The organism is Bartonella sp. 220B (genome assembly GCF_026930205.1).
Taxonomy (GTDB): domain Bacteria; phylum Pseudomonadota; class Alphaproteobacteria; order Rhizobiales; family Rhizobiaceae; genus Bartonella.
Genome location: NZ_JANHOI010000001.1, coordinates 41456 through 65304 on the forward strand (window position 1 = coordinate 41456; position 23849 = coordinate 65304).

Here is a 23849-nt window from a genome sequence, read left to right on the forward strand (position 1 = left end):
TTTTAAAAGTATATTGCATAGTTTTTCTAACGTAAATGCTATGAATAATGAGAGTTTTTGTGTTTTTAGAATATACGACTAAAATAACAGCTCATATGACACAAACAACTACCTCATACACATATAATCCGTTAAGATGGTTGGTTTGTGAATGATCAATGCAGTTCATTATTAAGTTTTCGTTGTAATTGCATTATCTTGTTATTTGAATGATTTAAAATATACTGTACCACCACTCTCATTTTTAAATGTCCGACCGAGTAATGTATTGGCTGCTTCAACTACACTTTTATCACAAAATAAAACTTGATAAATTTGCTCTGTAATTGGCAATTCTACCCCAAAACGCTGTGCTAATGTACGCACTTCTTTCGTATTTAAATAACCTTCAACAACTTGACCAATCTGTTTTTCCGCTTTTTCTCTCTCCATTCCTTGACCAAGCAGTATTCCAAAACGGCGATTGCGTGACTGGTTGTCAGTACACGTTAAAACGAGATCACCTAAGCCTGTCATACCCATGAATGTAGAAAGATCAGCACCCATTGCAACACCTAAACGACTAATTTCAGCTATCCCTCGTGTGATCAAAGCTATTCGAGCGTTGGCTCCAAATCCCATACCATCTGATATTCCTGCACCAATAGCAATGACATTTTTGGTTGCACCACCTAATTGAACACCTACCATATCTGAATTTTTATAAACTCTAAAATTTTTGCTACAATGAAAAAGTCGCTGTAGCTCTTCACCAAATTTAGCATCAGAAGCTGCTAACGTAATTGCTGTGGGTAAGCCATTAGCAAGTTCTTTAGCAAAAGTTGGTCCAGACAAGACAGCTAAAGGGATTTTATCACCTAAAACCTCACGAGCAACTTCTTGTAAGAGGCGTCCCGTACCTTGTTCTAAGCCTTTCGTTGCCCAAATAACACGTGAATTTTGATGCAAATAAGGCTGAATATTACACAATACCTGACGAAATGCATAGCTTGGAACGACAATCAATATATTAGAACTGGTCGTTATTGCTGTTTCAAGAGACGTTTCAAGCAATAGATTGTTAGGAAATGGAATATCGGGTAAAAATGCCTGATTACAGCGATGTTTTTGTAATTTTCTGATATGTCGAGGATCATGTCCCCAAAGTAAAACACTCTGGCCGTTACGGGCAAGAGTAATGGCTAATGCTGTGCCAAAAGAACCGGCACCGATAACTGTTATCGAAATAGCTTTCATTAAGCTTTCTGATTATTTTTCAAATTTCCAATCTGCATTATACACTATAATATACTTATTAAAGAGTACTTTAATATAAATTAACTGAATTTGAAAATACCCTTTTTTCTTAGATTTACCTCACACAACATGAAATCTTTCATACTTTCTCATGTTCTATACTGAATTATATAAACACAACTTCTTGTACATTCTATAAAGAGCTCTTTGTTTCAAATAAAATTAAGGTTACGCTAAACTATCCATGTTTTCTGTTTTAGAATAAAAGTACATTTCAAATTGTAATAATCCCTTAAACAATTACTCGACTGATACCCTATACTTAATATCCTATCATGTCCCACAATATTTTTGCGACCAGTGCCTACAAAAAAAGCCAATGCACTTGGCATTGGCTTCATAAATAGTCAATATTTTGATTCTCAGTAACTACTTTACGGAATTTTTTGTATTTGGCGCTTGCCCCACAGGCATCTCTACACCTGGTGCTTGCTCTGCAGGAGCCTGCACTGGTAACTGTCCTACAGGCATCTCTACACCCGGTGCTTGCTCTGCAGGAGCTTGCACTGGTAACTGTCCTACAGGCATCTCTACACCCGGTGCTTGCTCTGCAGGAGCTTGCACTGGTAACTGTCCTACAGGCATCTCTACACCCGGTGCTTGCTCTGCAGGAGCCTGCACTGGTAACTGTCCTACAGGCATCTCTACACCCGGTGCTTGCTCTGCAGGAGCCTGCACTGGTAACTGTCCTACAGGCATCTCTACACCCGGTGCTTGCTCTGCAGGAGCCTGTGTTGACAACTGCTCCACTGGTCTTTCTGTATTCGGTAATTGCCTAGGTACCGATACAGAATTCCCTAATACTTCTGGCTCAATAACACGCCCTGAACCACCCATCATATTGTAATTCAAATGAGAAATAGCCCACCACGTACCTCCAATAATAATAAAAACGCAGATAGCTGCAAACCATAATGCGCTTAAATTCCACTTAGCATCTGGACCAGAATTCAAGTGCAAGAAGAAAACAATTTGCACTATAATCTGAATAATCGCCATTCCAATGAGATATGCAACCTTTGTGCTAATTGCCCAACTGTCCATCATGCCATACATCACAGGAATAAAAGACCCCATCGTAAAAAATACAGCTAAAATAAAACCGATTAAATAGGAACCAGTACTGGGACCATGTGTTTCGTTATGCACACTCATTATAACGCTCCTAATAGATAAACCATCGTGAAAACACCAACCCACACAATATCAAGCAAATGCCAAAAAATTGAAAGGCATGTCAAACGCGTTTTATTATCCTGATCCAAACCACTACGACGAAGATGAAAAAACATTACGACCATCCAAAGAAGACCAACACTTACATGAAGACCATGGGTGCCCACCAAAGCAAAAAATGCTGACCAATAAGCGGACAGAACCTCTCGCCCAAAAAGCTGTAGACCTGTCGCAGGATCAATACCAGCATAAGCATTAGGATCGTAATAAAACACCTCGCTCAGAAGCTCATGAAACTCATAAACTTCCATTCCGATAAAGCAAAATCCTAGGACCAAGGTAACTGCCATCCAGAACCGCACACCACTAAGATTACTTTTATGCGCTTGTACCATTGCAAACCCGTAAGTAATTGATGACAGTAATAAGATAGCAGTTTCAACCAAAACAAATTTTAAATCAATGAATTCATTGCCTGCTTTCCCTCCACCATAAGAAGCAGAAAAAACGGCAAAACTTGAAAAAAGTGTCGAGAATAAAATCAAATCCGAAAGAATGTAGACCCAAAAACCAAATGTCATTATTGAGCTACTATCGTGATGATGTTCATCGACGTGAGCATTATTCATTGTCATCGCATTCATACTGTTGCTCCTTGTTTTTTAAGAACAGCTGTAAAAACATCCTCAGTTTTTTGTACTTCTTCAGCTGGAATATAGTAACCATGGTGGTCACCTGTTAATGAATGACGCACAATCGTTGCAATAAAACCAATCAATCCAATCACAACAAGCCACCAAATATGCCAAACAAGCGCAAAACCAACGACTAATGAAAAGAATCCTGCAATAATCCCTGCTGATGTGTTTGAAGGCATATGGATTTTTGAAAACCCATTTATTGGACGCTGATAACCATTCTTCTTCATATGCCAATAAGCATCGTCAGTCTGTACTTCTGGAATTATCGCAAAATTGTAAGCAGGAGGAGGGGAAGAAATAGACCATTCAAGCGTCCGTCCATCACCCCAAGAATCATTGAGCGTTACTGGTAAACGCCCTTTATGCTTGATACCGTACCAAATTGCTAAAACAACTTGCAGTACAAAACAAAGGATACCAAGCAAAATAATAAAGGCACCCAATGCGGCAATAATAAACATTGGCTGCCAACTCGGTTCCATATAATGTTGGAGACGACGCGTTGCTCCCATAAGTCCAAGTGCATACACTGGAAAAAATGCAAGATAAAAACCAATAAACCAGCACCAGAAAGATGCAATACCTAATATGCGATTCGGTTTATAACCAAAAACTTTCGGAAACCAAAAAGCAAGCCCAGCTAAATAAGAAAAAACAACACCACCAATAATTGTATGATGGAAATGCGCTATCAAAAAGAGCGAATTATGAAACTGCCAATCCGCAGGCACGATAGACATCAAAACGCCTGTTAATCCGCCACCAACAAATGTAAAGATCATGCCCATACACCAAAGCATTGGAGGCTCGAAACGAATGCGACCTTTATACATCGTCAGTAACCAATTAAAGACTTTCACACCTGTAGGAACTGCAATAACCATCGTTGCAATACCAAAGAAAGTATTTACAGCCTCACCTCCACCCATTGTAAAGAAATGGTGTCCCCAAACAACAAGCGAAAGAATTAAAATAACCAACATTGCCCATACCATTGAAGTATAACCAAAAAGGCGTTTTGAAGAAAAAGTCGATACAACCTCAGAAACAATCCCAAAAGCAGGAACAACCAAAACATAAACTTCAGGATGACCAAAAATCCAGACATAGTTAATCCATACCATCGGATTTCCACCACCAACATTGGTAAAGAAATTCATGCCCAAATAACGATCACATGCCAAGAGTGCGAATGCTACAGCTAAAACAGGATAAATCACCAAAATAAGGACATTGCTAACGAAAGCGCTCCAACAAAAAACTGGCATTTTCATCATTGTCATCCCAGGAGCACGCATTTTAATAATGGTCGCAACAAAATTGATGGCCCCCATTGTCGTCGCGATACCAGAAAGCTGAAGTGACCATAAATAATAATCGACCCCTGTATCTGGACTCCCTTGCAATTCGGTAAAAGGTGGATACATCAACCAACCACCACGACCAAAATTACCAACACCTAGGGATATGTTAATCAATATTGCCCCTGCAGCTGTAATCCAAAATCCTAAATTATTTGCAAAGGGGAAAGCAACATCACGCGCACCAATTTGCAGCGGTATGAGATAATTGAAAAGACCAAATAAAATAGGCGTAGCCATGAAGAAAATCATAATCGTGCCGTGGGCCGAAAAAATCTGATCAAAATGATCCGGCGGTAAATACCCCGCCGTTTCATTCCCAAGCGCCATAGCCTGATGCGTTCGCATCATAATCGCATCAGCAAAACCACGTACAAGCATGATAATACCAAGAACAATGTACATAATACCAATGCGTTTATGGTCAACCGTTGTAATCCAATTTCGCCATAAAACTCCCCACCATCCAAGTACTGTTAAAGCAATAACAGCAATTAAACCTCCCAAAACAATCGCAATACATGTGTATAAAACGATTGGCTCATGTGCAAGTGCATGAAAAGCACCAGCTGTAGGATCTGTAAGTCTTCCAAACATTTCTCAACCCATATCAAATGAATTTCAGTTAAAAGAAACCTTCTTTTAAAAAGGTCCTTTCTCGATTGATGCCCTAAATAACACCAGGATCAAAAACAGAACAAAGAGCACCCCAAAGCGACTGAGCCGCAGCACGCTTCATTAAGTCTTCATTACATACGGTATTTTCAGAAACACATCGATTGACAATCCGGTAATAAAGCCGCTCTTCAATAGGTGCAAAATAACGTACTTCTGCATCTTTTTCCTTCGCAGCAATATCACCCATACGCGGCGCAACAGAAAGCTGACGATAAGATGCACGATCAAGAGCTTGTCCATGAGACCGAGCTTTAGCAATCCAATTATCAAAATCTTGTTGAGACACAGAATGCCATTTAAAGCGCATTTGTGCAAAACCATCACCACTGTAATTTGCTGAGGTTCCTTTGAATACTCCATGCTCATCCGCTATCAAATGCAATTTAGAATTCATCTGCGGCATAGCGTAAAGAACCGTCCCTAGTTTTGGTACCCAAAAGGCATTTACAGAATTTTCTGATGTCAACTGCAACAAAACTTGACGCCCTTTAGGTGCGTAAATCTCATTGATCGATGCAATATTATATTCAGGGTAAATAAAAAGCCATTTCCAATCAAGAGCAACAACATCTACTTGCAACGGCTTCCCTTCGCCAACCACTTCCACTGGAAGCGGATTTTCTGGCTCAAGCTTATAGGTGTAATAGGCTGTCAATGCACCTAAAACGGTTACAATAATAATTGGAATACCCCACATGAACGCTTCAATTTTATTTGAATGCCCCCAATCAGGTAAATATTCTTCTGCAGTATTCGACGCTCGATATTTAATGGCCAAAAATACAACACTCACCATCACTGGGATTACAACGCAAAGCATAACAGCAACACAAATAACAATCAAAATAAGCTGTTGTCGCGCAACATACCCTGCCGGGTGAATAACATCAAATTTACAACTAGATAAAAGAAACGCCATCCCTAAAATCACGAGCACCTTTATTTGTTTAACAAAGTTTCTCATCTCACCTGCCCCATCATACATATCAGAAGTTGTTATCAAAAAACGATAAAACCTCAATAACATGCTTACCTATTTAAAAAGAATTATCAAGTAAATTCAAATGCTCACATCAATATTATACAGCATTATACAACTTTTGATCCTCTGGTGCCCAATTTAAGCCTCTTAGAAAGATATTCAAGCGCAAACCAATAGCCATCACTCCCACAACCAGCAATAACCGCATCCACATCTGTGGCGCTATAAGAATGGTGGCGAAAAGCTTCACGCTGATAAATATTAGACAAATGAACTTCCACTTTTGGCCCTGAAAATATTTTTAATGCATCAAGAAGTGCAACAGATGTATGACTGTAAGCTGCTGGATTGATGATCAATCCAGCACTCACTCCAACGGCTCTCTGTATCCATTCTACCAATTGACCTTCACAGTTACTTTGATGAAAATGCACTATTACACCAGCATTTGTTGCCCATTCACTGCAAAATTTTTCAATATCTTCTAAAGTCTCAGTTCCGTAAATTTCTGGCTCTCGTTGACCAAGAAAATTTAAATTAGGACCATTTAAAACCGTTATAATTATAGACATAGTAAGCCTCTTTTTCTCGACCATCACCTTATTTAAAAAATGAACATATTTTCTACTGCAATAAAGCTCCATCCTTAATCTCAAAAAATTCTGCTCGTCCTTTTAGAGCATCAAATAAAATGCGATCCGTTCCTGTCATAAATGTTTGTCCCCCTAAGTCATCAAGAATATCAAATAAAGCAACACGCCGATGAGGATCAAGATGTGCAGCCATTTCATCAAGAAGAAGAATGGGAGCCTTATCTGACATCATGCCTGTTAAACGCGCATGACACAAAACCAAACCCGTTAGAAGAGCTTTTTGTTCACCTGTTGAACAAGATGTTGCAGCCATATTTTTATCAGCATAAAAAACCTGCAAATCCGTACGATGTGGTCCTTCCAATGTTCGCCCAGCAGCACGATCTCTTGCACGATTACGCCGCAGTCGCCCATAAAATTGCTCTTCAACCTCAACCGCTGATATCTTATCAAGAGCTATTTCTAAAAAACCATCAATTTGCAAAAAAGCTCGTGGAAAAGGTATTTGAGAAGGCGTTTGTGCAAACATATCATTTAAAAGGCGAATAACATCGATACGCGCCGCAGCAATAGCCGTTGCCAACTCTGCCATTTGCTTTTCCAAAGCATCAAACCAAGCAAAATCTTCATTTCCATCTAAAAACAAACGATTACGCGCGCGCATAGCCTTATCATAATCTGCTATGCGGCGACTATGCAAAGGATCAATCGCCAAAACCATACGATCCAAAAAACGACGACGCTCAAGCGAAGGACCTGTAAAAAGCCCATCCATAGAAGGAGTCAAAATGCTAATATGACAATAATCTGTCAAGCAGTCGCTTGTCTCATTCACACCATTAATATGAACTTTTCGACCATTGCCACCAACTTCCAAAGCTGTGCCAATATTCACTTCGCCATAAAGAGCACATTCAAGGCGCGCAAAGATGACAAATCCTCCACCCCCACCATCTGCAAAACTCACATCAGAATAAGCCGCACGCCGCAAACCACGACCAGGAGAGAGAAAAGAGAGCGCCTCTAAAAGGTTCGTCTTACCAGCACCATTATGGCCAGTAAAAACAACATGTTGACCTGAAAAATGAACATTAAAAGAAGGATAATTGCGATAACGCATAAGCTTTAGCTGTTTCACTGCCACTTTGTGCACATGACCAGCTATGCATTGCAAAACAATCGTCCCTAAACACGAATGGGCATCAGCACATAAAGCGCAGCTTCATCATCCTTGTCGCGAATCAGAGCAGGAGCTACAGCATCAGCCAACATAAAAACCATCTCATCACTCGAAAGTTGTCCAGCAATGTCCAAAAGATAACGTGAATTAAAACCTATCTCAAGCGGATCAGCTGTATAAGTTGCTGCTAACTGATCTTCTGCACTTCCCGAATCAGGATTATTAACAACAAGCCTCAATTGCCCATGCTCAATCGTTAACTTTACTGCACGTCCACGATCACTTGAAATTGTTGAAACACGATCAACCGCAGAAGAAAAATCCTGCCTGTTAACAATCAATTTTTTATCATTCCCAAGAGGGATAACACGCTGATAATCTGGAAATGTTCCATCAATTAACTTTGATGTCAAAACTACAGAACCTACAGAAAAACGAATCTTTGTCTCTGAGAGCTCTACACACACCTCACCCTCGATTTCTTCCGAAAGCAGCTTTTGCAACTCTCCCACAGTTTTACGAGGAATAATGACACCCGGCATACCATCGATACTCGAAGGCGCGTCCATATCAACTTGTGCCAAACGATGTCCATCAGTCGCAACTAAACGGAGCTTCAAAACACCATCATTAACAATATGAAAATAAATACCATTAAGATAATAACGGGTTTCTTCAGTGGAAATAGCAAATTGCGTACAATCCAGTAAATGTTTTAAGCCTGATGTTGATAGAAAAAAACGATAACCGAACTGACCCGGAAGTGACTCTGGAAAATCTATCTTTGGAAGACACTGAAGCTGAAAATGTGCACGACCCGAAACAATAGACATCGTACTTGCTTGATTCTCATCAACGGATAAAACAATTTCACTACTGTCAGAAAATTTGCGAACGATATCATACAACAAATGTGCTGGAACAGTTATTGCTCCAGCCTCTTCAACATTGACCATAAAAGATTCTGTAATCTCTAAATCAAGATCCGTTGCTTTTAACTGTACAGTACCATTATCTACATCAATCAATACATTCGATAAAATAGGAACAGTATTACGACGCTCCACCACACGGTGAATACGACCTAGAGACTTGAGAAATTGACTGCGATCCACTGTAATACGCATAAAATCCCCGTTACAATTTACAAAAAGACATAAAAACCCTCTAGATTAAAAATAACCTATCCCCTTAAGAATCACCTGTCGAATTTTATTCAACCTCGCTTTAAATAGCAAGTAACGACTGTATAAATAAAAAATAGCACTCCTTATAAGTCCTTCACGCTCCCCCTAAAAAGAAAAGATTCTTATGCAGCTTGCTCTCCAATCAACCGCTTAAGTAATTCAAGTTCTTTAGCCAATGTCTGATCTCCACAAATCAAATCTTCAATTTTACGTACAGCATGTAAAACTGTTGTATGATCACGCCCACCAAAACGACGCCCAATTTCTGGTAAGGAGCGAGGTGTCAACATTTTTGCTAAATACATCGCAACTTGTCGCGGTTTTACAACTGTACGTGTCCTACGATTGGATAACAAATCCTGTTTAGAAACATTATAATGCCGTGCAACTGTACGTTGAATTTCTTCGATCCGAATACGCTTAGGTTCACCAGAACGTGTCAAGTGACCTAATAATTCATCAATTCGTTCTAAGGATAAATCAGATTCGAAAGACTGACGGAACAATAACTGATTAAATGCTCCTTCAATATCACGTCCCGATCCTGAAACTGTTTTCGCTATATACTCTAGAATATCATCAGAAATTGAAATCATATGATCATCTTGTTGCGCCAATTGTAATCGCTGGTGTAACATTTTCAAACGCATTTCATAATCGGGCGCTTCAATTTCAAGAGCCACCCCACCCTGAAGACGAGAGCGGACTCGAAGATCAAGTGATTCTAATTCTGCTGGTGGACGATCTGCTGCCACAACAACTTGTTTTGCACTGTCAAGCAACATATTAAGCAAATGACAAAATTCATGCTGAATCGACTTTCCCTGCAAAAATTGCATATCATCAATAATGAGAAGATCGATATCACGAAGCTGCTCTTTAAAAGAAAGAGCATCATTATCACGAATAGCCGTCGCAAAACGCCACATAAAATATTCAGCGGTCAAATAAATAACCCGCGCAGATGTTAAACGCTTCAACGCTGCAGATGCAATAGCTTGAAGCAAATGCGTTTTCCCTAAACCAACCGATGCGTGAATAAAAAGAGGATTAAATCTTAAGGCACTTTTATGACCTTCTGCAATCGCACGTGCTGCTGCTAAAGCAACACGATTAGAAGACCCCTCTACAAAACTCTCAAAAGTATAGCGAGAATCAAGCGGTGAACCTAAAACACCCCCTTGAGCATTCTTTACTGAATGCTCTGTATACCCCTCAACGAAAGACGCCGTTGCCTGCTCTTCCAGAACAACAGGAACTGCACTTGTTCTACAGACTACACCTGTGGAAACACGTTTCATACCCCGAACGATAATTTCGACGCGAAGAATCGCAGAATTCTCTTGTTTCCATAAATTGGTCAAAAGAGAACCATAATGATTATTAATCCATGAACGCAAAAATGCTGTAGGAACAGAAAGTTTTACAAGATTACGGCTATATTCAGCAAGCTTCACACGTCCAAACCAGCTCGTATAAGCTTCCATACCAACCTGCGCCTTTAATTGCGCCATAACGCGCGCGAAAGCTGCCGCCCCTTCCTCCTCTGAAATAATAGAATGCTCTACAGAAATACCCCTACCAACTTCCCCATCACTATCCGTTATCTTACTCTTTATTATTTTTTCTGCCGACAGGATATTCACCGAAACCCTTTTAAAGGAACTAGCTTTAGAGTTCAATTTATCCACCATCTTTCATCCTGATAAAAATAAAAATTTGTCCTACCAAACAGCTAAAAATTAACTTAGCGAAAGCAAAACGCCCGACCCCAAATAAGATCACTCATCCTCCCCTAGGACAGCTTTATTACAACTCCACCAAAAAAGATGACCAATTAAGATTTACTTGTATTCACGATATGACCCACTCTTCTTAAATAGCAAACATACCAATCAAGAGAACTAACAAACACATCAGAAAATCTCTCCAACATGAGGACTCACAACAGCCTAAACCAAAGCATCTTACACTCAACGTAACATAGAATAATAAGCTGATGTAACCCCTATATGTTTTTAGTCTCCGTGAGAACCATACAAAACAGCAGAGGTAAAATGCAAGAGGTCAAAATGAAATCAAAAACTTCTAAAAAGTCGCCATAAACCTGTTTATATAAATGAGAGATAGGAAAAATAATTGATTCAATTCATTTTTTTTCTTTTAATTGACCAAGAATTAAAGAATCTTTTCAGATTTAAAAAAAAAAATAAAAATGCTTGACAAAAAAGACTCTGCAAAAATCCACAAAGCTTGTGGATAACCATATAAAGTCTACAAATCTTCTCTTCTTTTTTAGGAGAAGAATCGTCTTTGATTCCTTTCCTTAAAAGAGAGTGTTTTCAGAAAACAAACAAAAACCAGCATCCAAACAAATGCTGGTTTCATTTCTAAATAAAATGGAAAAAGCTTAAACGTTGAGAGCTTTCAAACGTTTTGCTAAACGCGATATTTTTCGCGCAGCAGAATTTTTGTGAAAAACCCCTTTGGAAACCGCGCGCATAATTTCAGGTTCAAAATTCTTAAATGCTCTTTCTGCAGAAGCTTTATCGCCCCCAGCTAAAGCATCATCAAACTTACGCATAAAAGTACGAACGCGTGAACGGCGGGCCTTATTAACCTGTGTGCGTGCAGCAACTTTGCGCACTGCTTTTCGAGCGGAAGGTGTATTCGCCATAAATATCTCTCTCTTTCAACGCATTAGATAGAAAAAGTCTCAATAACATCTCTACCAATCAAAATAAATCTCATCTCAGCAATATCATAAAGCCGTTGATAAACTGCACGGCTTATAACGCAATCCTTAAACAAACGTCAATCAAATTTTCAAAGAGTAGCATAAAAAAATAAAGCCAAACTCCCTAACATTCATCTTAATGTTTAAGGACACTTCTCAATGAACAAATACGGTTCAAACTGCTAGATTACGCAAAACATATTGCAAAATTCCGCCATGATGCAAATAATCTAATTCATCTTCAGTATCAACACGGCATAATAATGGCACCGTTTTTACCTTTCCATCAGAAAAAGTGATTATAGCTACAGTCTTTTGCCGAGGTTTCAAATTATGAACCCCTTCAATCGTTACCTTTTCATCTCCCTTTAAGCCCAAAGATTGCCAACTTGTACCCGCTTCAAACACAAAAGGAACAATTCCCATCCCAACAAGATTAGAACGATGAATCCGTTCAAAAGATTGCGCAATCACTGCTTTTACACCAAGAAGATTGGTGCCCTTCGCTGCCCAATCACGCGATGACCCATTACCATATTCAACACCAGCAAAAACAACGAGCGGAACCCCCTCCCGTTTATATGCCATTGCTACATCATAAATTGCCTGCTCTTCTCTTGAAGGGTAATGAATTGTATAGCCTCCTTCACGACCATTTTCTCCTAGCATGAAGTTACGAATGCGAATATTGGCAAAGGTTCCACGCATCATCACTTCATGATTCCCACGACGTGTTCCATACTGATTAAAATCAGCCACTTTCACTCCGTGATCTATTAAATATTTTCCTGCAGGAGAATCAATCTTAATAGAACCAGCAGGCGAAATATGATCTGTCGTAATTTTATCACCAAACAAACCTAAAATCCGTGCATCTTTAATGTCTGGTAAAATATCAGGAGTCCTCTGCATATCATAAAAATATGGTGGATTACGCACATATGTCGATTGTTCATCCCAAGCATAAGTAGCTCCCGTTGGAACCTGAACTTTTTGCCAATTTTCATCGCCCTTAAACACATCCGCATATTTTTCGGCAAAAATCTTACGCGTGACATTCTTTTCTATAAATTCTTGTATTTCTTGAGAAGTGGGCCAAATATCTTTCAAATAAACGGATTGACCATCTGAACCTTCTCCTAGAGGCTCCTTCGTTAAATCTTTACGCACCGTCCCTGCCAAAGCGTGCGCAACAACCAGTGGTGGTGAAGCTAAATAATTTGCTTGCACATCAGGTGATACACGTCCTTCAAAATTACGATTTCCTGAAAGAACAGCTGCTGCAATTAAACCATGCTTATTAATCGTTTTAGAAATAGCTGGATACAAAGGACCAGAATTCCCTATACATGTTGTGCACCCAAATCCCACTAAGTTAAACCCTAACGCATCCAAATCTTTTTGGAGACCTGAATTGAGAAGATAAGCTTCAACAACTTGTGAACCGGGAGCAAGAGAAGTCTTAACCCATGGTTTGCTCTTGAGACCTTTCGCCACAGCATTGCGTGCTAAAAGACCCGCAGCAATAAGAACGCTTGGATTCGACGTATTCGTACAAGAGGTAATTGCGGCAATCACCACATCTCCGTGGCCAAGATCATATTCCTCACCCATAACTTGATATCGGTCATTTTGTCCAACAACCTTCTTATAATCGCTAGATAATGCTCCCTCAAAACCCTGTCCAACGCTTTCCAACGCAATACGCCCCTCAGGACGCTTAGGACCAGCCATGGAAGGTACAACACTTTCCATATCTAATTCAATTGTATCCGTGAAAATAGGATTGGCTACGGCTTCATCATGCCACATCCCTTGTGCTTTGGAATAAGCTTCTACTAAAGCGATCCGATTCTCATCACGCCCTGTCATATTGAGATAACGTATTGTTTCCTTATCAATGGGAAAAAAACCACAGGTTGCTCCATATTCAGGAGCCATATTTGCAATTGTTGCCCGATCTGCAAGCGTCATGTGTTCCAGACCAGGTCCAAAAAACTCAACAAATTTACCAACAACGCCTTTTTTGCGTAGAATTTGTGTCACCATCAATACTAAATCGGTAGCCGTCACACCTTCTTTAAGTCTTCCTGTTAAACGGAAACCAATCACTTCAGGTAACAACATAGAAACAGGCTGACCTAGCATTGCCGCTTCTGCTTCAATACCACCAACACCCCAACCCAATACCCCCAAACCATTCACCATAGTCGTATGCGAATCAGTTCCCACACAAGTATCGGGATAAACCGTCTGCTCGCCTTTCTCATTCTTCATCCACACACATTGGGCTAAATATTCTAGGTTAACCTGATGACAAATCCCCGTTCCAGGAGGAACAACACGAAAATTCTGAAAAGCTTGCTGCCCCCATTTCAGGAAACGATAACGTTCACCATTGCGTTCATATTCATGATCAACATTTTCCTTAAAAGCCATAGGATTGCCAAAATCATCAACGATAATTGAGTGGTCAATAACGAGATCAACGGGAATAAGGGGATTAATTTTTTCGGCATTCCCTCCAAGTTTAACCATAGCATCACGCATTGCAGAAAGGTCAACAACTGCAGGAACACCTGTAAAATCTTGCATAAGGACGCGTGCGGGACGGTAAGCAATTTCTGCACCAGCACTGCCTTTGTCATTTAACCATTTAGCAACGTTTAAGATATCTTCTTTTTTAACCGTACGTCCGTCTTCAAATCGTAATAAATTTTCAAGAATAACCTTCATCGAAAACGGCAAACGAGAAACTCCCTCGAGCCCATTCTTTTCCGCTTCGATCAGACTATAATAAGTATATTTCTGGCCACAAACATCTAAAATTCTGCGACAATTAAAACTATCAATTTGAGACATAACTGCCTACCCTCATACTACAAACCACCCAATTTCCTGGAATGAACAACCAAACTACGAATCAAGGCCGCAGCTTGAGCGCAGACATAACCACCTCCGCCATCCATTTCCCCCTTCACCTTATCTATTCTCTCGGTAAATTCGGAAATCAGCGCTAAAAAACTTTCTACACCAGATATTTGATGTAACATATAGCTTATAGAATTATTTCTAGAACTATTCTAGATACAATTGCATAAAAAACATGTTTTTTATCCTATAATGCAATAAAGGTTATAGAAAAAAAATAAAAACAGGCAATTACATGGTGTTATCGGGTAAAAACTTAGCAGCTCACAGAAATGAAGAAGTTCTGTTCCAAGAACTTTCTTTTTGTTTACTCCCACACCAACTTATGACAATCACAGGTCCAAACGGAATTGGAAAATCCACATTGCTACGAATCATCGCTGGTCTTCTTGAAGCTGCTAAAGGCCAGGTAATACTTAAAGACCACGAACAAACATATCCGGTAGCAACTGCGTGTCATTATCTTGGTCCTCAAAATGCCATGAAACCTTCCTTATCTGTCATCGATAATTTGCAATTTTGGGCAACATTTTATGGGCAACATTTACGCTATCCACATGAAGCCCTTGCTGACATTCATCTTTCTGATCTTGAACTCTTACCCTTCAACGTTCTGTCAACGGGGCAAAAAAGGCGTGTAGCTATTGCTCGCCTTTTGCTTTCTTATCGTCCTATTTGGATTTTAGACGAACCACTATCGGGAGTTGATAGCCATTCTCAAATTCTGCTCGCCAATATTTTTCAACGCCATCTCAATCAAGGCGGTATGATTATCGCTGCAACCCATCATCCCCTCGGCATTTCAGAAAACCTTAAGATTGCTCTGGAAAAATTCTTACCCCCACAGGAAAAAAGAGCATGAAAGCACTGTTTTTGCGTGATCTTAAACTCGCCTTAACACCACAAGCCTCTTCGTTAACAGGACTTTTGTTTTTCATCGCTATTATTATGGTCACTCCCTTCGCCATTGGACCAGATCCTCAAGTTCTCACACAAATAGGCCCAGGCATATTATGGTTTGGAGCTCTTTTCGCAGGACTTCTCAATTTGAACAAACTTTTTCAAACCGATTACGATGATGGAAATCTCGACCAATTCATTCTTGCTGGACAAAGACAAAGTTTTACACTGATTGTCTTTATCAAATGCCTTGCCCATTGGGTAGGAACAATGCTCCCCCTTATTTTTGCTACTCCTGTTTTAGCATTCATGCTCCATTTAGATAGCACGATAACTTTTACAACAATACTCACCCTCTTATGCGGAACACCTGCCATTATCTTTATTGGTGCTATAGGAGCTGCCCTTGCAACGTCATTGTTACACAGCACTCTTCTCATTTTTATTATCATCTTACCGTGGATCATTCCCATCATGATCTTTGGTGTTTCTGCTGCTACAGCTCCAACAAACCACAATGTCTCTTTTCTCACTGCCTTGACTCTTCTTATTGCTTTTTCACTTCTGTTGAGTCTTTTTAGTTCTTTTGTTGCAGCGATAACACTCAAACTTTTATCAGAATAATAAAAGATGATTGCCGCATAGCAAAACTCTGCCTATTATAATTTTCATGAATGAAACAGTTCACACACATAAAATAAGAGGACTTCCTACAAGTTTAGTCCGTTTTATGAAAATAAGCAGTGCCGTTTTACCTTGGTTAACAGGTATGACATTGTGTCTCCTTATCTTAGGACTTATTCTGATTATGCATTCACCTGATGATTATCAGCAGGGGATTACAGTCAAGATTATGTATATTCATGTCCCATTCGCGTGGCTCTCTACATTTTGTTATCTCATAATAAGTGCTGCTGCTTTGGGAAGTCTGATTTGGAGACTTCATCTTGCTGATGTGGCACTCAAATGTGGGGCACCCATTGGAGCAATTTTTACAGCCCTATCCCTCATGACAGGTGCGCTTTGGGGGCGCCCCACATGGGGAACATGGTGGGTATGGGATGCACGGCTCACATCGGTTTTAATCCTGCTTTTTATTTACCTTGCCATCGTTATGCTTGCTCGCGCTTTTGATAATCAAGCAAAAGCTACACGTGCTACAGCAATTCTCACACTCGTTGGACTTGTGAATATTCCCATTATCAAATTTTCCGTTAATTGGTGGAATACACTCCATCAATCAGCATCGCTTTTGCGTTCAGGAGGACCAACAATCGAGCATGCTATGTTATGGCCCCTGATAACAATGATATTTTGTTTCGGCTTTATGTTTATTCTGCTCTATTTGATGGCTATGCGCAACGAAATCAATCGCCGTCATATCCAAATACTTCAGACCAAAAAAGCCCGTCGCGCACAATATCAGGACTCTTCATCATGCACGCCCTAAATAACACGCACAATGGATTTTTAGGAAATCTTTCTCAGAAAATTGATTTTTTCCTTGGTTCCCTTCACCACGAGCAAATTGTTATTCTCAGCTATATGTTCTCTGCAATCTCTCTTCTATGCCTTATTGCGCACATTCTTTACAAAGCTATAAACCAAAAAAAAATCCTACAGCAGCTGAGTAAAAAAGAGCTCTTTGAAAAGAAACAATATCATGAAAACCATTCCTCAAAAATCTAGAAAAAGCATATCATCATCCGTTTCATTTGGTCTTTTTGGACCATTCGTGTTTTTTTTTCTTCTTCTTATGCTTTTCTTCTACTTTATGAAATGCAACCGCCCCAATGGTGTTTTTCTTTTCCCAAATACACTAGCTGGAAAACCTGCACCCAAAATCAATCTTCCCCTCCTTGGAGACGAAAAATATCTTCTCAATTTAGAACAATTTAAAGGCCACGTAACATTGGTTCATTTTTGGGGATCATGGTGTTCATCCTGCCGCGGGGAGCATTCACTTCTTATGAAAATTGCACAAGATCAACGTTTTGATCTTATTGGCATTAGTTATAAGGATAATAAAGAGAACGCTCAACGTTTTTTGAGAAATTTGGGCAATCCTTTTAAAGTTATTGGCTTTGATGCCTCAGGACATACAGCTATTAATTGGGGGGTTTCTGGACCACCAGAGACCTTTCTTTTGAATAAAGAAAGCGTTATTATTGCTAAATATATTGGCCCTTTAACATGGCAAATTTATCAGAAAAAAATCCTGCCAAAAATCGAAAAGGCTATAATGATAGACAAATTATAAGACAGCAATGCGTTGATTCATAAAGATAATCTGTCTTTTTTATATTGAATGAGAACACTATTGGATTTTCTTATTTCAATTCCCTCTATGAGGAATCCTTAAAAAGGCTTATTTACATGTCACGACAAGGAGCAATGTGTAATAAAACTGTCTGAAAAAAAGATATCTCTTTAAAACAAGCACGTAAATAAACAAATGACACTGTCCTTTATAGAGGCAGAATTTCATTCAAGAACATAAAAAACAAAACACGAATATTTTTTGATGAAAAAATTCATTCATCAGAAGCCTCATCCTCTAAAATATCTTTCTTAGCAGATTATCTCTTAAAGATGAAACTTAATAGCGCAAATACTACACTCTTATCCGTCGTCTTTCAGAAACTGGCTGAAATGCTATCTTTGCATGAAAAGCACAATAAGGACCATTTTCACCAGAATCGGCCCCACAAAAATGAAAATCTGATGATAAAGGATCTCCAACTGGCCATCGACATGTATTTTCACTCAATTGTAAAAGATTAAGTTGACGTGATATCGGCACGACTACATTTGATTGTACAGACGGATCAATTTCTCTCACATCTTCTGCTACAAACTCCGCTTCTAAAGCGGTCTCTTCAATACTACAAGACGCAGCATTTGTTGGCAATACAGTCGATGGTGTGGGCGCGCGACGCATACGTGGAGATGGTGAGCTAGCAGGTGTCTTTTGGGCACGCGTTACACCTTGTGCTGTCTTACCACGCCCTGGTAACTTTAACCGGTGCACTTTACCGATCACTGCATTCCTGCTAACGCCCCCTAATTGGGCTGCAATCTGACTTGCACTTAATCCCTCACTCCAAAACTTCTTAAGAAGTTCAACGCGTTCATATGTCCAACCCATATCAGCACTCCATTCCGATCACCTCATTAAGATGCATTCCTTTGCATCTTTAAATGTTTGAATAACGTGTTCAATGGGCTGAATGAAAAAACTATACCTCACTTAAGCACAAATACCCATTCAACCTATGGAACTTAAAACTAAAACACCCGCTTATTTACGGATTCAAATTACAATATGCACTGACTCTCTGACAAGAGCTTTTGCCCTCTTGAAGAGCTTATTTCGCATGTTTTCCCCAACTTGCGAATCAAATATAGGACAAACTCTCATATTTTCTTAAGAATTTTTCCTAATAAATGTTTCTTGCAAAACCTTCATTGTTTTTTGCCAAAATGAAAAGCTGATTACACTCTATCCAAAACTGCGGTACTACTTTATTTGCTTATTTGTTTTGTTTACTGTATGGCACAAATTTAAAAGATAAAGGAAATCATGATGGGCACTACTGCTATACAACCGCTTTATACGTGCTTTGCTCGACGGAATTTGCATTTCAAAAAAGGTGAGGGTGTCTGGCTTATTTCCGATAAAGGTGAGCGTTATCTCGATTTGACGTCTGGCATTGCTGTCAATGTGTTAGGGTATACTCATCCAAAGTTGGTTGAGACCCTCAAAAGACAAGCTGAAAAACTTTGGCATATTTCCAATCTTTTTCAATCACCCGAACAAGAAGCCCTTGCTGCACGACTTTGTGCAAATAGCTTTGCTGATAAGGTTTTTTTCTGTAATTCTGGCGCCGAAGCACTTGAATGCGCATTCAAAACGGCTCGTCACATGCATTATGCCTCTGGTCATCCAACACGCGTTGAAATTATTACTTTTGAAGGAGCATTTCATGGGCGCACACTTGCAACGCTTGCTGCGACTGGACATGAAAAATATCTTGAAGGCTTTGGACCAAAAGCTGGGGGATTTATTCAAATTCCATTTTGTGATGAAAATGCTTTGCAGAATGCTATCAATAAAAATACCGCAGCTATCCTTATTGAACCTATCCAAGGTGAAGGAGGAATACGAGCTGTCTCTCGCGAAACTTTAAGATTTCTGCGCAAAATCTGCGATGATCATAATCTGTTACTCATTCTGGATGAAGTCCAAACAGGTATTGGACGAACAGGAAAGCTTTTTGCTTATGAATGGAGTGATATCACACCTGATATTCTTACTCTCGCAAAAGGACTGGGTGGTGGCTTTCCGTTGGGAGCTTGTCTTGCAACAAATGAAGCTGCAAAAAGTATGATACCAGGAACCCATGGTTCAACCTTTGGCGGAAATCTTCTTGGGATGGCTGTAGGCAACAGTGTTTTGAATATCATCTTAGAACCAGATTTTCTTCATCATGTTCAACAAATGGGCCATAAGCTAAAAAGTGGACTTTCAAAAATTCTCAACAACTATCCTGATATTATCTCTACGATTCAAGGTGTTGGCCTTATGCTAGGTATCCAGTGTGTCGTTCCTGCAAATGCCGTCGTCGACGCCTTGGAAAAGCAATATGTTCTAGGTGTTGTTGCTAATAATAACGTAGTGCGTTTATTACCCCCGCTTATCATAAAAGAAGAAGAAGTAGAGGAAAGTTTATTTCGTATTGAAAAAGCAATTGCTTCTCTTTCATAAACAAACAAAAAAAGGCAAGTATCATAAACATGACAAATACTCTCCGCCATTTCACCGATTTATCGGTGTTAACCCCGCAAACAGCACGTGCTTTGATCGATTATGCAAAAAGTCTTAAAACATCCTTTAAAGCAGGAAAAAGTTCAAAACCTTTTGTTGGGAAAACACTGGCAATGATTTTTGAAAAACCGTCCACACGAACCCGTATTTCATTCGATATCAGCATGCGCCAACTGGGTGGGGATACAATTATGCTAACAGGTTCAGAGATGCAGCTTGGACATAGTGAAACCATCGCTGATACAGCACGCGTTTTATCGCGTTTTGTGGATATCGTGACCTTACGAACAACACGCCATGACCGGATGCTCGAATTGGCACAATACGCACAAATTCCTGTTATTAATGCCCTTACCGATGATACACACCCTTGCCAAATTCTTGCAGATATCCTGACTTATGAAGAGCATCGTGGACCTATTACAAACAAAATATTTGCGTGGATGGGAGATGGCAACAATGTGCTGCATTCCTTGATTGAAGCTGCTGCTCTTTTTGGCTTCCATTTGCGAATCGCTACGCCCAAAGGCAATGAACCACAAGAAAAATTTGTCCATTGGGCTCGTGAACGAGGGGCACATATTACATTGACAAATGATCCACAAAAGGCAGCTAAAGATGCCGATTGTATTATGACTGATACATGGGTCTCCATGGGACAAGAGTTTCGTGCTCGCAGTCATTCTGTTTTTCAGCCTTATCAAGTAAATGAAGCTTTGATGAAATTAGCCAAACCCAACGCTCTTTTTATGCATTGCCTTCCTGCTCATCGTGGTGAAGAAGTTGTCGATGCTGTGATAGATGGAACGCATTCCGTTGTTTTTGACGAGGCAGAAAATCGTCTTCATGCCCAAAAAGCAATTCTTGCATGGTGTTTACAAGATGCACTTTTCCCTTCACAATAGCCTAGCAAAATAAATCATATAAAAGGCAAAGATACGATGCACGAACAATCCACAGAGGCATCTTCTCTCAGCAATATCCATTTGAGTGAAGATGATACTGTTCTTCCCTTTCAAGTCGAAGAACTAGATATTCGAGGGCGTGCTGTGCAACTTGGAGAAACTTTAAATTCTATTCTGACAAGGCATCAATATCCCGAACCGGTTTCTTATCTTCTTGCAGAAGCTTTAGTTTTAACCGTTCTGCTTGGAACCTCTCTAAAACTTAAGGAAAAATTTATTTTACAAACCCATTCCGATGGACCAGTTAATATGTTGGTGTGTGATTTCTCTCCTCCTTCCGGCCTCCGCGGTTATGCGCGTTTTGATAAAGAAAAATTTAAAAAAACAACCATCAATGAGCAAATATCTTCAGAAACACTGTTGGGAAAAGGTACCTTAGCTTTTACTATTGACCAAGGCACCCATACACAGCCTTATCAGGGAATAGTGGCATTAGATGGAGCAAATTTACAAGAAGCTTCCCGTACCTATTTTGATCAATCAGAACAAATTCCTACCGATATACGTTTGGCTGTTGCTATATTAATTAACCGAGATCAACAAGGAAAACCACAGAAAAACTGGAGAGCAGGAGGTCTCCTAACCCAACTCTTACCCAAAGCATCATCTCAGCATCAAATATATGAACAAGATAAAAAAACAGAAGAAACGAAAACGCAACTTGAAAACCAGTGGCAAGAGGCCAAGGCATTGACAGCAACCATTGAAAGCGCAGAATTAACAGATCCCCAAGTTGGCAGTAAGCGGTTATTATTCCGTCTCTTCCATGAACAAGGTGTTAGAGTTTTTACTCCTTCTTCTCTCATCGATCAATGCTCTTGTTCACGTGAAAAAATTAAAGAAATGTTGGAAGGTTTTCCCGTTGAAGAACGCAATAAAATGGTTGAAAGTGAATATATTTCAGTCACATGTGAATTCTGTTCAACAACTTATCGTTTCAAACCACAAGAATTTTCTGAAAATGAAATGTAACAAATATTCCTCATAAAGAGGAGAATATCGGCCGCAGCTAAAATCAATTTTAGTTACGCATCTAGAACATAAAAAGGGTTAAAATAAACCAAAGAGTTAGAATGAACCTTTAGCAGTGTATTATATATCTTGTTTCCTTAGAGCTAACCGTTCTTTATTGTCTATACAATCATGCTCTTTGTTCAAGCCAACACAAATTCCATATGCTTTTAAAAAGTAACCCATTCCTTAAAATACGGTCCTTCCTCCCTGAAAAGACCTCTCTTTTATTCTTGGCATATTAGCAAGAATTGATTTCTTATCACAACCAAGTTTTTTAACGTTCTTTATAGTCGTATCAAGTTATTGATTTTAAAGATAAAAAATCTTTTAAAATCAAATGAAATTCATGAATAGAATCCTATTTTTTATTCGAACTCTCTTCATTTAGGGAGGATATCAAGTGGTAAAGGTAAAAACCATTTTCCATCTTTACCATCATATTTTAACTCAGCTTTACGACCTTCAAAAACATCCACAGAAATGTCTTTGAGGGAATGAAGATTCCGTATTGCCTCACGCTTTTGTTGGCCACATTCGTTAATATGATCATGACTCTTATGCAGAACAAAACGTTATTGTGTTGCACATTCACGGGCTTAAAAAACTTTCTTAAGGCACTCACGCCCATTTCACGACAACACTCGTGAAGGCCATACCGGTAAATTCACTGAGTATCATTATCTTTCCGCTTATGAAGGAGCAAGCCGGCACCATCATTGTATTTACCAGCCTCCAATGTAGCAATAGCCTTTGCATTAAGATGATTTATAACAGGCATTTTGCCCTTCTTCTCATGTTTTTATTCATACAATCATTTCACTTGCGAAATTCAAGGGGATAGAATGGTTTGATTTGTTTCAACAAAAGCAGGAGTGAAGTGAAGGAACTTAGAATATTCAGCTCTCTCATTCAACATGCAAAACAATTAATTAACATTATAAATCAATATCTTACCTATTTTAAGAATCAAAAAAGTGTACTTGAATATTAAAAGAGCAATTGTAATCGAGCTAAAATGAGAGTTTTATAAATCACCCTAATGCAAAAAAGCATAGTACGGAGATAGTCAATATAATAACACTCTTAGTCTGTTGCTTTATAAACAGAAGAAGAATAGCGAAAAAACTCCTTTAGCGTATATACTCTTAAGTAAAAAAACATTATGTGCTTTTTGGTAATACATATGTGCTTTTTGGTAATACAATTGTCGATAGCGTACACAAATTCAAACATCTTTCTAGAATAATTCCAATAATCAAAAATAAAGCGAGCAAATAAACATCTCATTGTTAAAAAAAATCTAAACCTCTTAAAACGTCT

20 protein-coding genes are annotated in these 23849 nt (G+C 39.2%); 8 read left to right on the forward strand and 12 right to left on the reverse strand.

The genetic code is table 11. The features are described 5' to 3' along the window. Positions 1-201: 201 nt before the first annotated feature. The 11 genes from gpsA to acnA form a co-directional block, all read right to left on the reverse strand. A complete protein-coding gene (gene gpsA, locus NPX99_RS00115; RefSeq protein ID WP_269029743.1) occupies positions 202-1236 on the reverse strand; it encodes an NAD(P)H-dependent glycerol-3-phosphate dehydrogenase in 1035 nt (344 codons plus the stop codon). 429 nt (positions 1237-1665) lie between these two features. Beyond that, on the reverse strand, positions 1666-2451 hold the full coding sequence (gene cyoD, locus NPX99_RS00120) for a cytochrome o ubiquinol oxidase subunit IV (protein WP_269029744.1): 786 nt from the start codon (positions 2449-2451) through the stop codon (positions 1666-1668). Then, positions 2451-3116, reverse strand: a complete 666-nt coding sequence (locus tag NPX99_RS00125) for a cytochrome (ubi)quinol oxidase subunit III (RefSeq protein WP_269029745.1) — start codon at positions 3114-3116, stop codon at positions 2451-2453. Before NPX99_RS00125 ends, cyoD begins: the two co-directional genes overlap by 1 nt. Then, positions 3113-5131, reverse strand: a complete 2019-nt coding sequence (gene cyoB / locus NPX99_RS00130) for a cytochrome o ubiquinol oxidase subunit I (RefSeq protein ID WP_269029746.1) — start codon at positions 5129-5131, stop codon at positions 3113-3115. Before cyoB ends, NPX99_RS00125 begins: the two co-directional genes overlap by 4 nt. Positions 5132-5204: 73 nt before the next feature. After that, positions 5205-6176 carry a ubiquinol oxidase subunit II gene (cyoA, locus tag NPX99_RS00135; protein ID WP_269030016.1) on the reverse strand — a complete coding sequence of 324 codons (972 nt, stop codon included), beginning with the start codon at positions 6174-6176 and terminating at the stop codon, positions 5205-5207. 125 nt (positions 6177-6301) lie between these two features. Beyond that, a complete protein-coding gene (aroQ, locus tag NPX99_RS00140; RefSeq protein WP_269029747.1) occupies positions 6302-6766 on the reverse strand; it encodes a type II 3-dehydroquinate dehydratase in 465 nt (154 codons plus the stop codon). A 52-nt stretch (positions 6767-6818) separates the two neighbouring features. Continuing rightward, positions 6819-7952, reverse strand: coding sequence for a DNA replication/repair protein RecF (gene recF / locus NPX99_RS00145; protein WP_269030017.1), 1134 nt, complete (start codon positions 7950-7952; stop codon positions 6819-6821). 20 nt (positions 7953-7972) lie between these two features. Next, positions 7973-9094, reverse strand: coding sequence for a DNA polymerase III subunit beta (dnaN, locus tag NPX99_RS00150; protein ID WP_269029748.1), 1122 nt, complete (start codon positions 9092-9094; stop codon positions 7973-7975). A 182-nt stretch (positions 9095-9276) separates the two neighbouring features. Then, positions 9277-10848, reverse strand: a complete 1572-nt coding sequence (gene dnaA / locus NPX99_RS00155; protein WP_269029749.1) for a chromosomal replication initiator protein DnaA — start codon at positions 10846-10848, stop codon at positions 9277-9279. A gap of 716 nt (positions 10849-11564) precedes the next feature. Further along, complete coding sequence (gene rpsT, locus NPX99_RS00160) at positions 11565-11831, reverse strand: 30S ribosomal protein S20 (protein ID WP_269029750.1); 267 nt, start codon at positions 11829-11831, stop codon at positions 11565-11567. A gap of 234 nt (positions 11832-12065) precedes the next feature. Continuing rightward, a complete protein-coding gene (gene acnA / locus NPX99_RS00165; RefSeq protein ID WP_269029751.1) occupies positions 12066-14753 on the reverse strand; it encodes an aconitate hydratase AcnA in 2688 nt (895 codons plus the stop codon). Positions 14754-15057: 304 nt separating this feature from the next. On the opposite strand from acnA, the gene ccmA reads away from it, so the two are divergent. The 5 genes from ccmA to NPX99_RS00190 are packed head-to-tail and all read left to right on the forward strand — an operon-like array spanning position 15058 to position 17982. Continuing rightward, on the forward strand, positions 15058-15684 hold the full coding sequence (ccmA, locus tag NPX99_RS00170; RefSeq protein ID WP_269029752.1) for a heme ABC exporter ATP-binding protein CcmA: 627 nt from the start codon (positions 15058-15060) through the stop codon (positions 15682-15684). Beyond that, entirely contained in the window at positions 15681-16346 is a 666-nt protein-coding gene (ccmB, locus tag NPX99_RS00175; RefSeq protein WP_269029753.1) for a heme exporter protein CcmB, read from the forward strand. Before ccmA ends, ccmB begins: the two co-directional genes overlap by 4 nt. A 46-nt stretch (positions 16347-16392) precedes the next feature. Continuing rightward, positions 16393-17172: a heme ABC transporter permease gene (locus NPX99_RS00180; protein ID WP_269029754.1), complete on the forward strand. Its 780-nt coding sequence runs from the start codon at positions 16393-16395 to the stop codon at positions 17170-17172. Continuing rightward, on the forward strand, positions 17160-17411 hold the full coding sequence (locus NPX99_RS00185) for a hypothetical protein (protein ID WP_269029755.1): 252 nt from the start codon (positions 17160-17162) through the stop codon (positions 17409-17411). The genes NPX99_RS00180 and NPX99_RS00185 overlap by 13 nt, the downstream gene beginning before the upstream one ends. After that, positions 17386-17982, forward strand: coding sequence for a DsbE family thiol:disulfide interchange protein (locus tag NPX99_RS00190; RefSeq protein WP_269029756.1), 597 nt, complete (start codon positions 17386-17388; stop codon positions 17980-17982). The genes NPX99_RS00185 and NPX99_RS00190 overlap by 26 nt, the downstream gene beginning before the upstream one ends. Positions 17983-18336: 354 nt before the next feature. Here NPX99_RS00190 and NPX99_RS00195 read toward each other — a convergent pair whose 3' ends face one another. Next, positions 18337-18870: a GcrA family cell cycle regulator gene (locus NPX99_RS00195; protein WP_269029757.1), complete on the reverse strand. Its 534-nt coding sequence runs from the start codon at positions 18868-18870 to the stop codon at positions 18337-18339. Positions 18871-19308: 438 nt separating this feature from the next. Between NPX99_RS00195 and NPX99_RS00200 the strand changes: the two genes are divergently transcribed. From NPX99_RS00200 to NPX99_RS00210, 3 genes are read left to right on the forward strand one after another with little or no spacing between them, the layout of a single operon-like run. Continuing rightward, a complete protein-coding gene (locus NPX99_RS00200; protein ID WP_269030018.1) occupies positions 19309-20490 on the forward strand; it encodes an aspartate aminotransferase family protein in 1182 nt (393 codons plus the stop codon). A gap of 29 nt (positions 20491-20519) precedes the next feature. Then, positions 20520-21455, forward strand: a complete 936-nt coding sequence (argF, locus tag NPX99_RS00205; protein ID WP_442864041.1) for an ornithine carbamoyltransferase — start codon at positions 20520-20522, stop codon at positions 21453-21455. Positions 21456-21491: 36 nt separating this feature from the next. Next, positions 21492-22487 (forward strand): Hsp33 family molecular chaperone, encoded by a 996-nt coding sequence (locus NPX99_RS00210; RefSeq protein ID WP_269029758.1) that lies wholly within the window; start codon positions 21492-21494, stop codon positions 22485-22487. Positions 22488-23849 lie beyond the last annotated feature (1362 nt).

What these genes read in the sequence shown, in the direction of transcription:
- gpsA (WP_269029743.1), bottom strand. Translation starts at nt 1,236, where the DNA reads ATGAAAGCTATTTCGATAACAGTTATCGGTGCCGGTTCTTTTGGCACA.
- cyoD (WP_269029744.1), bottom strand. Translation starts at nt 2,451, where the DNA reads ATGAGTGTGCATAACGAAACACATGGTCCCAGTACTGGTTCCTATTTA.
- NPX99_RS00125 (WP_269029745.1), bottom strand. Translation starts at nt 3,116, where the DNA reads ATGAATGCGATGACAATGAATAATGCTCACGTCGATGAACATCATCAC.
- cyoB (WP_269029746.1), bottom strand. Translation starts at nt 5,131, where the DNA reads ATGTTTGGAAGACTTACAGATCCTACAGCTGGTGCTTTTCATGCACTT.
- cyoA (WP_269030016.1), bottom strand. Translation starts at nt 6,176, where the DNA reads ATGAGAAACTTTGTTAAACAAATAAAGGTGCTCGTGATTTTAGGGATG.
- aroQ (WP_269029747.1), bottom strand. Translation starts at nt 6,766, where the DNA reads ATGTCTATAATTATAACGGTTTTAAATGGTCCTAATTTAAATTTTCTT.
- dnaN (WP_269029748.1), bottom strand. Translation starts at nt 9,094, where the DNA reads ATGCGTATTACAGTGGATCGCAGTCAATTTCTCAAGTCTCTAGGTCGT.
- dnaA (WP_269029749.1), bottom strand. Translation starts at nt 10,848, where the DNA reads ATGGTGGATAAATTGAACTCTAAAGCTAGTTCCTTTAAAAGGGTTTCG.
- rpsT (WP_269029750.1), bottom strand. Translation starts at nt 11,831, where the DNA reads ATGGCGAATACACCTTCCGCTCGAAAAGCAGTGCGCAAAGTTGCTGCA.
- acnA (WP_269029751.1), bottom strand. Translation starts at nt 14,753, where the DNA reads ATGTCTCAAATTGATAGTTTTAATTGTCGCAGAATTTTAGATGTTTGT.
- ccmA (WP_269029752.1), top strand. Translation starts at nt 15,058, where the DNA reads ATGGTGTTATCGGGTAAAAACTTAGCAGCTCACAGAAATGAAGAAGTT.
- ccmB (WP_269029753.1), top strand. Translation starts at nt 15,681, where the DNA reads ATGAAAGCACTGTTTTTGCGTGATCTTAAACTCGCCTTAACACCACAA.
- NPX99_RS00180 (WP_269029754.1), top strand. Translation starts at nt 16,393, where the DNA reads ATGAATGAAACAGTTCACACACATAAAATAAGAGGACTTCCTACAAGT.
- NPX99_RS00185 (WP_269029755.1), top strand. Translation starts at nt 17,160, where the DNA reads ATGCACGCCCTAAATAACACGCACAATGGATTTTTAGGAAATCTTTCT.
- NPX99_RS00190 (WP_269029756.1), top strand. Translation starts at nt 17,386, where the DNA reads ATGAAAACCATTCCTCAAAAATCTAGAAAAAGCATATCATCATCCGTT.
- NPX99_RS00195 (WP_269029757.1), bottom strand. Translation starts at nt 18,870, where the DNA reads ATGGGTTGGACATATGAACGCGTTGAACTTCTTAAGAAGTTTTGGAGT.
- NPX99_RS00200 (WP_269030018.1), top strand. Translation starts at nt 19,309, where the DNA reads ATGGGCACTACTGCTATACAACCGCTTTATACGTGCTTTGCTCGACGG.
- argF (WP_442864041.1), top strand. Translation starts at nt 20,520, where the DNA reads ATGACAAATACTCTCCGCCATTTCACCGATTTATCGGTGTTAACCCCG.
- NPX99_RS00210 (WP_269029758.1), top strand. Translation starts at nt 21,492, where the DNA reads ATGCACGAACAATCCACAGAGGCATCTTCTCTCAGCAATATCCATTTG.